Here is an 11,569-nt window from a genome sequence, read left to right as displayed (position 1 = left end):
ACCCAGTTGGGAGTCCTTGTGCTCGGCGATGAACGCCACTACCTGGTCGAGGGCCGGTCGAGCTCGGCCGCGAAGAAAGCCGACGCCGCCTTCAAGATCTCGTTCGCGCGCCGCAGCTCAGCGTTCTCCCGCCGCAGCCGCCGGATCTCCGCCGACTCCTCCGACGTGACACCGGGCCGCTGCCCCGCATCGACCTGCGACTGCCGGATCCACTTGCGCAGCGACTCCGGGGTCCCAATCCCGAGCTTCGAAGCGACCGCCCGGATCGCCTCGTACTCCGACCCGTAGTTCGGCTGCACCTCGGCAACCATCCGGATCGCCCGCTCACGCAGCTCCTGCGGGTTACTTCGAGGTCCTTGCCATGACCATCATCCTTCCAAGGAATCAGGTCTCCGGACTCACCGGGGCGACTCATAGCGGGAGGATTGTGCAAAGTAGGCTGCATATCGACACCAGCGGAGGGGAGGTCGGTCGCTACATCTGCATGTCGGCGAAGCGCTGGTAGTGGCCCTGGAACGCGACGGTGATCGTGTCGGTGGGGCCGTTGCGGTGCTTGGCGACGATGAGGTCGGCCTCACCGGCGCGGGGAGACTCCTTCTCGTAGGCGTCTTCGCGGTGGAGCAGGATCACGACGTCGGCGTCCTGCTCGATGCTGTTGTGTGCCGCGATGCCGTTGGCTACGAAGTTGTGCCCGTCGAGGACGGTGGCGTCGTAGACCTGCTTCTCCCCCATCGGCTCGATCGAGACGACCTCGTCCCACAGCAAGTCGTTCACGGCCATGATCTCGAGCTCCTCGCTCTCGAGCACGGCCGCGATCTTGCCGAGGCGGTGCCTCGACGGAGAGTTCTTCCACAGCGCGCTGCCGCAGAACTCGGTGCCGATCGCTGCCGCGAGCTCGCGGTGCGTCATGCCGCGCTCGACGAGGATCTCGCGCACGTCGTCCCAGACCCGATGCGGGACCGTGTCGACGTTCGTGTTGGCCTTCGTCTCGCGGATGATCGTCAGCAACCTCTCGGCGATGTCCCCGCGGTCGCCGTGCACACCGATCTCCTGGAGGAAGCGGCGCTGGTCGTCCACCCCGCTCACGTCGAGGGTGTACCCGGGACGGTACGACCCCTTGGGTGTCGCCGTCCGTACACGCGTCGAGATACCGAAGCGCAGCAAGAGGCGCGACAGCCCGTCGACGAGCTCGCGCGACGTCGAGGCGTAGTAGATCCGCCCGCTGCGCCCGTTCTTGTTGACCGTGACCGAGCCGTCCGTGGCCCAGATGTGCTTGATGAAGAGCGCGATCTGGCGCTTCGGCAGGTGGAAGACGCTCGTCGGGATGAACTTCTCGTGGCTGCGTGCGCCGAACAGCCCCATGTCGTCGAGCCACTCGGCGATGGGGTTCCGGCGGCCCCGGGCGAGGCGGTAGGGCGCCGGAAGGCGCAGGGTCGTGACCCTTGCGGCAGCGTAGTCGTCGCGGATCGGGGTGATGCCGAAGGCACCCGCCGCCTCGGAGACGGTCGCGAGGTTCCGCTCGTCGATCGAGGCGTAGCGGATCGGCTGTCGCTTCACGAACGACCCGTCGCCGAGGAGGTGCGCCAGCATCACGACCTTGCGGTCGTCCCACTCGAGGTTCCGCTCCGGGCCAGGGACATGGCGCGGCACCCCGATGCGCGACCCGACCTCCAGGTCGCCGAGCGCCGTCCAGCCGTCGTACGTGAGGAACGGGTGGTTCGCGGTCGCCTCGATCTCCTTGCCGGAGGACAGTCGCATCCGGAACACGGGCTTCACGCCCGTGGGGAACACGTGCGTCAGGTGGCGGCGCACGTACTGGAGCCGGTCGTTGAGCGCCCACACCGGGACGTCCTTGGCGTTGAGCGCGAACAGCTCGCCCAGGCTCGTCTCTGCTCCGGTGTCCGCGCGCAGGATCTTCGTGTCCTCGGTGAGGCAGCCCGACTCACGCAGGTCGCTCATCTGCGGCTTCTTGTCGCCGCGCTGCTCCGGACCACGGTTCAGCTGCGAGATCGCGATGACCGGAACTTCGAGCTCCTTCGCGAGGAGCTTGAGCGCACGCGAGAATTCGGAGACCTCCTGCTGGCGCGACTCGACGCGCTTGCCGGAGCTCATGAGCTGGAGATAGTCAATGACAACAAGCTTGAGGTCGTGCCGCTGCTTGAGCCGACGGCACTTGGCCCGGATCTCCATGAGCGACATGTTGGGCGAGTCGTCGATGAACAGCGGCGCCTCGGCGACCTTGCCCATCGTCGACGCGAGCTTCTGCCAGTCCTGCTCGTCCATCTTCCCGGACCGCATCCGCGTCAGCGGCACCCGCGCCTCCGCAGCGAGAAGACGCATGGTGATCTCGTTGCGGCTCATCTCCAGCGAGAAGATGACGGACGACATCTGGTGATGCACCGCGGCATGCGTCGCAACATTGATTCCCAAAACGGACTTGCCGATGGCCGGTCGCGCCGCGACGACGATCATCTGGCCGGGGTGCAGACCGTTGGTGAGCCGGTCGAAGTCGGAGTAGCCGGTCGGGACGCCGGTCATGCCCTCGCCGCGGCCCTGGGCGGCCTCGATCTCGTCGAACGTCGGGCCGAGGATCTCCGAGAGCGGGAGGTAGTCCTCGGTGGTCCGGCGCTCCGTGACGGCGTAGACCTCCGCCTGGGCGTTGTTGACGATCTCGTCGACGTCGCCGCCGTCGGTCGCGTAGCCGAGCTGCACGATGCGCGTGCCGGCCTCGACGAGGCGCCGGAGCACGGCGCGCTCGCGCACGATGCGCGCGTAGTACCCGGCGTTCGCGGCGGTCGGGACGCCGGCCATGAGGTCGTGGATGTACGGGGCGCCGCCGATGCGCTGAAGCTCCCCGCGCTTGGTCAGCTCGGCGACGACGGTGATGGCGTCGGCGGGCTCACCGCGGCCGTAGAGATCGATGATCGACTCGTAGACGACCTCGTGCGCGGGGCGGTAGAAGTCGGAGCCACGGATCTGCTCGATGACGTCGGCGATGGCGTCCTTGGACAGCAGCATGCCCCCGAGCACGCTCATCTCCGCCGCGACGTCCTGGGGTGGCGTCCGGTCGAAACCTGACGGCCCCGGTCCCCCGTAGCTCTCCTCGAGCTCCTCGATCGACATGCGCCCCTCGCTCCCCCGAGCCCGTCACGACCCACCGAGGGCCGCGCGTCCGGGAAAAACCTTCGTCGTACACGTGTTCTACAGCGGGCCACCCACACGACTGTCCCGGTGGCCGCGCCCCCCGCCCGGTACAGGCGCTGACAGGCACGACCCCGCGACACTAGATCGCGGTTCCACGCCCCGCAAACGACCCTGTGCACGCCCGGTGGACAGGGACCCCCGAACCTGTGGACACAGTCCCCGTCGCTGTGCACACCCGGTGGAAAACGGTGTGGACAACCTCACGATCTCCCTGTGTACATCAGCGTGAGCGGCCCCTGACCTGCCTCGTCACTACCCTCAGGGGTGTGGAAGAAAGAAAGTCCGACGACACGCCGACGACACGCCGGACACCGCCCGGCCACCCCGGCGACACGCGGACGCCACCCGAGGCCGCGCCGTCGTCCACAGGCCGCCGCACCCGCTCCCTGCTCGACCGCGAGATCCTCGCGCTCGCCGTCCCCGCCCTCGGTGCGCTCGTCGCGGAGCCGCTCTTCGTCCTCGTGGACAGCGCGGTCGTCGGCCACCTCGGCACCGCCCAGCTCGCCGGGCTCTCCCTCGCCTCGACGCTCCTCGTCACGCTCGTCGGGCTGTGCGTCTTCCTCGCGTACGCGACCACGGCCGCGGTCGCCCGTCGGATCGGCGCCGGGCACACCCGCGAGGCCCTGCAGTCCGGCGTCGACGGGCTGTGGCTCGCCGTCGGGCTCGGCGTCCTGCTCGCCGCCGCGCTGTGGGCGACCGCGCCCTGGGCCGTCGGCGCGATGGGCGGGGCGGGCGAGGTCGCCGAGCACGCCGTCGTCTACCTGCGCTGGTCCGCCCTCGGACTCCCGGGGATGCTCCTCGTCCTCGCCTCCACAGGCGTCCTGCGCGGCATGCAGGACACGAGGACCCCACTGTGGGTCGCGGCCGGCGGCGCGACGTTCAACGCGGTCCTCAACGTCGTCCTCGTCTACGGCGCGGGCCTCGGGATCGCCGGGTCGGGCATCGGCACGGCCGTCGCCCAGCTCACCATGGGCGCGGTGCTCGTCGTCGTGGTCGTGCGCGGCGCACGCCGCCACGGCGCGTCGCTGCGCCCCGCGGCGGGCGGCATCTGGTCGAACGCTCGCGCCGGCGCCCCGCTCTTCGTCCGCACCCTCTCGCTGCGCCTCGCGATCCTCCTGACCGTCTTCGTCGCGACCGGGCTCGGCGAGGTCACGCTGGCGGGCTACCAGGTCGTGAGCTCCGTCTGGGGCCTGGCGGCGTTCGCCCTCGACGCGCTCGCCATCGCCGCCCAGGCGCTCGTCGGCCACGGGCTCGGGGCCGACGACGTCCCGCGCGTCCGCGCCGTCCTGCGCCGCACCCTCCAGTGGGGAGTCGCGGCCGGAGCCGGGCTCGGCGTCGTCATGGCCACGGGCGGCTGGTGGTTCGCGCTCCTCTTCACGTCCGACCCCGACGTGCGCACCGCCGTCGCCGTCGGCATGGCGGTGTGCGGTGTCCTCCTGCCGATGGCGGGCTGGGTCTTCGTCCTCGACGGCGTCCTCATCGGCGCCGGGGACGGTCGCTTCCTCGCCTGGGCGGGCATGCTCACGCTCGTCGTCTACGCGCCGTTCGCGCTCGCCGTCCGGCACTGGGCGCCCGACGGCGCGGCGGGCCTCGCGTGGCTGTGGCTCGCCTTCGCGGGGGTCTTCATGGCCGCCCGCGCTGTCACCACCGGCCTGCGCGCCCGCGGCAGCGCCTGGATGGTCACCGGCACGGCGTGAACGGCACGAAGGCCCGGCCCCTCCGAGGAGGGACCGGGCCTTCGCGGACTGCTCAGCAGCAGATCAGGCAGCGACGACCTTCACCGCGAGGGTCGCGGAGACCTCCGGGTGGAGGCGGACGGAGACCGTGTAGTCCCCCGTCGCCTTGATCGGCTGGCCGATCTCGATCTTGCGCTTGTCGACCGAGGCGCCCGCGGCGGTCACGGCGGACGCGATGTCCGCCGTCGTCACGGCACCGAAGAGGCGACCGGCGGCGCCGGCCTTCGCCTCGACGACGACCGGCTTCGACTGCAGCGAGTCGCGGATCGCCTTCGCGTCGTCGAGCGACGCGATCTCGCGGGCCTTGCGCGCCTTGCGGATCGCGGTCACCTGCGACTCGGCGCCCTTGGACCACGGCGTGGCGAGCTTGCGCGGGACGAGGAAGTTACGGGCGTACCCGTCCTTCACCTCGACGACGTCGCCGGGCTCACCGAGACCGGTGACCTCGTGGGTCAGGATCAGCTTGGCCATGAGTTCTCTCCCTTCCCGCTCAGCGAGCCGTCGACGTGTACGGCAGCAGCGCCATCTCGCGCGCGTTCTTCACCGCACGGGCGATCTGGCGCTGCTCCTGGACGGAGACGCCGGTCACGCGACGCGCGCGGATCTTGCCGCGGTCGGAGATGAACTTGCGCAGCAGCGCCGTGTCCTTGTAGTCGACCGACTCGATCTTGGCCGACTTCAGCGGGTTGGACTTCTTCTTGGGCTTGCGCACCACAGGCTTCGCCATGGTGTTGCTCCTCTACAAGGTGCGATCCCCGCGCGCGGTCCGCACCGCCGAGCGGTGCGGCACCCGCAGGGACGGGTGTGTGTTCTGGGAGTGGCGGGCGATCAGAACGGGGGCTCGTCGGAGAACGAACCACCGGACGACGCGGGGCCAGCCGAGGCCCACGGGTCGTCGCTCTGCTGCTGACCGCCGCCGGAGCTGAATCCGCCGCCGGAGGCACCGCCGGAGTTGGCGCCACCTCCGTAGCCGCCACCGCCGCCGAAGCCGCCGCCACCGCCACCCGAGCGCTGAGCCCGGGTGACCTTCGCGGAGGCGTAGCGCAGGGAGGGACCGATCTCGTCCACCTGCAGCTCGACGACGGTGCGCTTCTCCCCCTCGCGAGTCTCGTACGAGCGCTGGACGAGGCGGCCCTGCACGATGACGCGCATGCCCTTCGTCAGCGACTCCGCGACGTTCTCCGCGGCCTCGCGCCAGATCGAGCAGCGCATGAACAGGGTGTCCCCGTCCTTCCACTCGTTCGACTGGCGGTCGAAGGTCCGCGGCGTCGACGCCACCGTGAAGTTGGCCACCGCCGCACCCGAGGGGGTGAAACGCAGCTCCGGGTCTCCCGTGAGGTTCCCGATCACCGTGATGACGGTGTCACCTGCCATGGCCAGCTCCTTCGTGTGTCGTCAGCATCGTCGCGTTCGTGCTCGTAACGGGTCTCGCGTCGCTCATCCCATCACGCGGCGCCCACACGCGCTACGGCGTGCGGCATCCCGGTGCGGGACGGTCGAACGGGGGACGCGGGGAGGATCAGCGAGCGTCCGTGCGCAGGATCTTGGTCCGCAGGACGACCTCGTTGAGGCCGAGCTGACGGTCCAGCTCCTTGGCGGTGTCGGAGGTCGACGTGAAGTCGACGACCGCGTAGATGCCCTCGGACTTCTTCTTGATGTCGTACGCCAGGCGGCGACGACCCCAGATGTCCACCTTGTCGACGGAGCCGCCGTCGGTCTTGATGACCGACAGGTACTTGTCGAGCGACGGGGCGACGGTGCGCTCCTCGATCTCGGGGTCGAGGATGATCATCAGTTCGTACTGACGCATGCGGATAACCCACCTCCTCTGGTCTTCGCGGTCACGGTCTCTCCGTGACAGGAGGGTTCATGCATTCGTGCTGCTGCCGCCCGACGAGCGGACGGCAGCTCCCCAGGGTACCCGCTCGGCGCGGGCCCCTGGAAATCTGCGGAACAGCCGGTCGTCAGGGGTTGGGGTTGCCGTTCCCCCCGCCGGTCCCGGGCCCGCCACCGGGACCTCCGCCGCCCCCGTCGCCGGGGTCGGGCGTCTCGGTCGGTTCCTCGGTGGGCTCCTCCGTCGGCTGCTGTCCCGGGTCGACGCCCTTCGAGACCACGAGCGCGATCGTCGATCCCGGCGGGACCTCGGCACCGGCCGAGCCCGCCTTGATGACGATGCCGCGAGGCTCCTCCGAGAACTCCTCGGTGACCGCCCACTTGAGGCCGAGCGCCCGGAGGGCTGCCTTGGCGTCGTCGACGGTCCGACCCTGGAGGTCGCCGGGCACCGTGACGTTCTCCGGCTGCTGCGGCTCCTCGGGCTCCTCCGTCGGCGTCTCCTCGGTGGGCTCCTCCGTCGGCGTCTCGGTCGGCGTCTCCGTCGGCTGCGGCTTGGGCGGCGTGTACTGCAGGAACTCGCCGACGGGCAGGTTGGCGGTCGCCGCCTGCATGTACGACGTCCACGCCTCGACCGGCCACGAACCACCCGTGATCTCGGGGTTGCGCATGTCGGCCCAGCGCCCGAACGGCGTGATCTGCTCCTGCTCGTTCTCCGGCCCGGTCTGGTAGAGACCGACGACGGTCGCGAGACCCGGCGTGAAGCCGGCGAACCATGCGGACTTGTTCTCGTTCGACGTCCCCGTCTTGCCGGCCGCCGGGCGACCGAGCGCCTTCGCCGGCTCCCCGGAGCCCTGCTCGACGACCTGGGACAGCGCGTACTGCGTCGCGGCCATCGTGTCGGTCTCGAACTCGGCGGTGCGCTTGTCCGCGCCCGGCGCCTCATAGACGAGGTTGCCCCGCGAGTCGACCACCTGGGCGACGATGTGCGGCGTCGCCTTCTGCCCGCCGGCCGCGATGGTCGCGTAGGCGTTGGTGAGCTCGAGCGGCGTCACCGTCGCCGTACCGAGCACGTTCGCCGCGTTCCCCTGCACCTCGGTCTTCTCGGAGATGCCCAGGCGGTGCGCCACCTCGGCCGTCTTCTCCGGACCGGTCTCGATGTTCAGCTCGGCGTAGACCGTGTTCACCGAGTTCGCGGTGGCCTTGACCAGGTCGATGTTCCCGTAGGGCACGTCGCCGAAGTTGCGGACCTTCCAGTCGCCGCCGTCGTTCGCTCCCTCGAACGTCATCGGCGAGTTGCCGTTGTACCGCTCGTCGAGAGTGTGGCCGTTCTCGAGCGCGGCGACCAGCGTGAACGGCTTGAAGGTCGAGCCGCCCTGGGCGGCGCCGAGCGTCGCGTTGTTGTACTGGTTCTGGAGGAAGTCGGCACCGCCGTACAGCGCGCGGATGGAGCCGTCGTTCGGGTCGATGGACACGAGCGCCGCGCGGAGGTTCGGGGACACCGGGTTGTCGTCGCCGCGGCTCTCCTGGGGCAGGGTGTCGATGGTCTCGACCGCGGCCTTCTGCATCGCCGGGTCGATCGTCGTGGTGATCTGGTAGCCCTTGCTCGTCAGGTCGGCCTCGGAGATGTCGATGCCCTCGCTCGCCAGCTCCTTCTCGACCATGGCGAGCAGGTACCCGGTCGGCCCGGCGTACTTGTCCGACTTCACGTACTCGATCGCCGCCGGGAACCCGCCCGCGATCGCCTCGTCGTACTGAGCCTTGTCGATGTGCCCGTCCTTGAGCATGTTGTCGAGGGACCGCTTCCAGCGGTGCTCGGCCTGCTCGGGGTTGTTCGCCGGGTCCCAGTTGGTCGGGTTGGGGATGATGCCCGAGATCATGGCGGCCTGCGACACCGTGAGGTCGGCCGCGTTCACGCCGTAGTACTTCTGCGCGGCCGCCTGGATCCCGTACGCGCCGCGACCGAAGTAGATCGTGTTGAGGTAGTTGCCGAGGATGTCTTCCTTCTTCTGCTGCTGCGTGATCTTCAGCGCCAGGATCGCCTCGCGAGCCTTGCCCGCGTAGTCCGTGACCGTGTCCGTGTAGTAGCGCTCGACGTACTGCTGGGTGAGCGTCGAGGCGCCCTGGCGGCCGCCACCCTTGAGGTTGTTGTAGAAGGCGCGCGCGATGCCGCGGAAGTCCACGCCGGAGTTCGTCCAGAAGGTGCTGTCCTCCGAGGCCACGACGGCGTTGCCCACGTAGTCGGGCAAGGTCGCGTAGTCGACGATCTCGCGGTTCTCGACCGCGTACGTCCCCATCTCGGTCGTGCCGTCGCCCCAGTAGACCGTGGAGGTCTGCGCGCCGACGCTCGGCAGCTTCGACGGGACGTCGGTCGTGACCCACGCGGCGACGAGCACGCCCGCGACGAGCGCGACGCCGGTCAGCATGGTCCCGACGACGACGCGCCACGACGGCAGCCAGCGGCGGAAGCTCTTGACGTGCGAGCGCGGGTAGTTGAAGAACCGACGGCGCCCGCGGGGGGTCGTCCGTCCGTTCGTCCTCGTGGATCGCGCCACGGTCTACCTTCCTCTGGGGGGCAACGGGAAGCCGGCTCCACGTCGCACGCGGACCTGCTCGTGGCCCACCGCGAGCAGACCGCCTGCCCGACGGCGCGTCCCCGCCTGAGGCGCGGGACGTCGTCGGGCACGGGGTCGGCACACGCCGGACCACCCTGAACAATAGGGCGTCCCCCTGTCCGGACAAGGGCCTGCCGCCGTGACAACGCCATCGTGCGCCATTGATTCGCCGCGGCGTCCCGCCCCCTCCGCGGGTCCTTCACATCTGTGGCGCGATGCGCGACACTCCCCGAAGATTGCGCGACGCATCGAGACGACCTAACCTGTCGATGTATCGACTCGATACATCGAGTTGAACTCAGGTCACAGTGAGCCCGCCGGGGCACGCCCGAGGAGCGTCAGGAGGTGGGTTCGTGCGCAGCAAGACACCGGTGCTCGAGACCGCGATCCTCGGCCTCCTCAAGGAGTCCCCGCTGCACGGGTACGAGCTGCGCAAGCGGCTCAACCTCATGCTCGGGTCGTTCCGCGTGCTGTCCTACGGCTCGCTGTACCCCGCCCTCAAGTCGCTGGTGGCCCGCGGGCTCATCACCGGCACGGAGCAGTCCGCGGCGCAGTCGACGCTCGCGCCCGCCCTCTCGGGCAAGCGCGCGCGCATCGTCTACGAGCTGACGGCCGAGGGCAAGGAGCACCTCCAGAGCGTGCTGGCCTCCTCCGGGCCGGCGGCATGGGAGGACGAGAGCTTCGACGTCCGGTTCGCGTTCTTCGCGCAGACCGACGCCGAGACCCGTATCCGCATCCTCGAGGGCCGGCGCACCCGGCTCACGGAGAGGCTGGAGGCGGTCAGGGAGTCCGCGGCTCGCACCCGCGAGCGGCTCGACGAGTACACGCTCGAGCTGCAACGTCACGGACTCGAGCAGGTCGAGCGCGAGGTGCGCTGGCTCGACGGTCTCATCACCACCGAACGCGACCGGAGCTCCGGGCACTCCCGGAGCACCACCCGTGCGCGGACCAGCAGCACCCCGCATCCTGCGGAACCATCCGAGCAGGAGCCCGACGGCGCGAGGCGTCCCGAGGACCCTGGAACAACGAACACCAAGGAGCGAGGATGACCTCCATCCGCGTCGCCATCGTCGGCGTAGGCAACTGCGCATCGTCCCTCGTCCAGGGCGTGCACTTCTACCGTGACGCCGACCCGAGCAGCACCGTCCCGGGCCTCATGCACGTGCAGTTCGGCGACTACCACGTCTCGAGCCTGGACTTCGTGGCGGCGTTCGACGTCGACGCGAAGAAGGTCGGGTTCGACCTCTCCGAGGCCATCAACGCCTCGGAGAACAACACGATCAAGATCGCGGACGTCCCGCCGCTCGGCGTGACCGTCCAGCGCGGCCCGACCCTCGACGGCATCGGCAAGTACTACGCGCAGACGATCGAGGAGTCGGACGCGGAGGCGGTCGACGTCGTCGCCGCGCTGCGCGAGGCCCAGGTCGACGTGCTCGTCTGCTACCTCCCCGTCGGCTCGGAGCAGGCCGCGAAGTTCTACGCGCAGGCCGCGATCGACGCGGGCGTGGCGTTCGTCAACGCGCTGCCCGTCTTCATCGCGTCCGACCCGGAGTGGGCCGCGAAGTTCGAGGAGGCCGGTGTCCCGATCGTCGGCGACGACATCAAGTCGCAGGTCGGCGCGACGATCACGCACCGCGTGCTCGCCAAGCTCTTCGAGGACCGCGGCGTCGTGCTGGACCGCACGTACCAGCTCAACGTCGGCGGCAACATGGACTTCAAGAACATGCTCGAGCGCGAGCGCCTGGAGTCCAAGAAGATCTCCAAGACGCAGGCCGTGACCTCGAACCTCGAGGGCCCGCTCGGCGGCAAGAAGGAGGACCGCAACGTCCACATCGGCCCGTCGGACTACGTCGCGTGGCTCGACGACCGCAAGTGGGCGTACGTGCGCCTCGAGGGTCGCGCGTTCGGCGAGGTCCCGCTGAACCTGGAGTACAAGCTCGAGGTCTGGGACTCCCCCAACTCCGCCGGCATCATCATCGACGCCGTGCGCGCCGCGAAGATCGCCAAGGACCGCGGCGTCGGCGGCCCGATCCTCTCGGCCTCGACCTACTTCATGAAGTCCCCCCCGGTCCAGATGGAGGACACGAAGGGCCGTGCGCAGCTGGAGGCCTTCATCGCCGGTGAGGTCGAGCGCTGATCCGGAGTGCAGCGAAGGTTGAGAGCCCGGCACGCTTTTCGCCGGGC

9 protein-coding genes and 1 pseudogene are annotated in these 11,569 nt (G+C 69.6%); 3 read left to right on the top strand and 7 right to left on the bottom strand.

The window, feature by feature from the left end:
• Both CCE02nite_RS19705 and CCE02nite_RS19700 read right to left on the bottom strand, forming a co-directional pair.
• Positions 1-363, bottom strand: a pseudogene (locus CCE02nite_RS19705) (transposase); the annotation flags it as partial.
• Between the two features lie 111 nt (positions 364-474).
• Complete coding sequence (locus CCE02nite_RS19700) at positions 475-3,123, bottom strand: replicative DNA helicase (protein WP_141391284.1); 2,649 nt, start codon at positions 3,121-3,123, stop codon at positions 475-477.
• A gap of 467 nt (positions 3,124-3,590) precedes the next feature.
• Between CCE02nite_RS19700 and CCE02nite_RS19695 the strand changes: the two genes are divergently transcribed.
• A complete protein-coding gene (locus CCE02nite_RS19695; protein ID WP_141391286.1) occupies positions 3,591-4,901 on the top strand; it encodes an MATE family efflux transporter in 1,311 nt (436 codons plus the stop codon).
• Positions 4,902-4,964: 63 nt separating this feature from the next.
• On the opposite strand, the gene rplI is transcribed toward CCE02nite_RS19695, so the two are convergent.
• The 5 genes from rplI to CCE02nite_RS19670 form a co-directional block, all read right to left on the bottom strand.
• Entirely contained in the window at positions 4,965-5,411 is a 447-nt protein-coding gene (gene rplI / locus CCE02nite_RS19690) for a 50S ribosomal protein L9 (protein WP_047230914.1), read from the bottom strand.
• A 19-nt stretch (positions 5,412-5,430) separates the two neighbouring features.
• Positions 5,431-5,667 carry a 30S ribosomal protein S18 gene (gene rpsR, locus CCE02nite_RS19685; RefSeq protein ID WP_021481584.1) on the bottom strand — a complete coding sequence of 79 codons (237 nt, stop codon included), beginning with the start codon at positions 5,665-5,667 and terminating at the stop codon, positions 5,431-5,433.
• 101 nt (positions 5,668-5,768) lie between these two features.
• The gene (locus CCE02nite_RS19680) at positions 5,769-6,314 is read right to left on the bottom strand and encodes a single-stranded DNA-binding protein (RefSeq protein WP_047230913.1); all 546 of its coding nucleotides are present in this window, start codon (positions 6,312-6,314) and stop codon (positions 5,769-5,771) included.
• 145 nt (positions 6,315-6,459) lie between these two features.
• A complete protein-coding gene (gene rpsF, locus CCE02nite_RS19675; protein ID WP_172819989.1) occupies positions 6,460-6,750 on the bottom strand; it encodes a 30S ribosomal protein S6 in 291 nt (96 codons plus the stop codon).
• 154 nt (positions 6,751-6,904) lie between these two features.
• A complete protein-coding gene (locus tag CCE02nite_RS19670) occupies positions 6,905-9,325 on the bottom strand; it encodes a penicillin-binding protein (protein ID WP_141391283.1) in 2,421 nt (806 codons plus the stop codon).
• A gap of 413 nt (positions 9,326-9,738) precedes the next feature.
• Between CCE02nite_RS19670 and CCE02nite_RS19665 the strand changes: the two genes are divergently transcribed.
• Both CCE02nite_RS19665 and CCE02nite_RS19660 read left to right on the top strand, forming a co-directional pair.
• A complete protein-coding gene (locus CCE02nite_RS19665; RefSeq protein WP_047230910.1) occupies positions 9,739-10,434 on the top strand; it encodes a PadR family transcriptional regulator in 696 nt (231 codons plus the stop codon).
• Positions 10,431-11,522, top strand: a complete 1,092-nt coding sequence (locus CCE02nite_RS19660) for an inositol-3-phosphate synthase (protein WP_141391282.1) — start codon at positions 10,431-10,433, stop codon at positions 11,520-11,522. The genes CCE02nite_RS19665 and CCE02nite_RS19660 overlap by 4 nt, the downstream gene beginning before the upstream one ends.
• The last annotated feature ends 47 nt before the right edge of the window (positions 11,523-11,569 follow it).

The organism is Cellulosimicrobium cellulans, assembly GCF_006539945.1.
Lineage (GTDB): Bacteria > Actinomycetota > Actinomycetes > Actinomycetales > Cellulomonadaceae > Cellulosimicrobium > Cellulosimicrobium cellulans.
Note: the sequence above shows the minus strand (reverse complement) of the source record. Positions and strands in the feature narration are given on the sequence as shown.

Coding starts and splice junctions, on each gene's coding strand:
- CCE02nite_RS19660 (WP_141391282.1), top strand. CDS start 10,431: ATGACCTCCATCCGCGTCGCCATCGTCGGCGTAGGCAACTGCGCATCG.
- CCE02nite_RS19700 (WP_141391284.1), bottom strand. CDS start 3,123: ATGTCGATCGAGGAGCTCGAGGAGAGCTACGGGGGACCGGGGCCGTCA.
- rpsR (WP_021481584.1), bottom strand. CDS start 5,667: ATGGCGAAGCCTGTGGTGCGCAAGCCCAAGAAGAAGTCCAACCCGCTG.
- CCE02nite_RS19680 (WP_047230913.1), bottom strand. CDS start 6,314: ATGGCAGGTGACACCGTCATCACGGTGATCGGGAACCTCACGGGAGAC.
- rpsF (WP_172819989.1), bottom strand. CDS start 6,750: ATGCGTCAGTACGAACTGATGATCATCCTCGACCCCGAGATCGAGGAG.
- rplI (WP_047230914.1), bottom strand. CDS start 5,411: ATGGCCAAGCTGATCCTGACCCACGAGGTCACCGGTCTCGGTGAGCCC.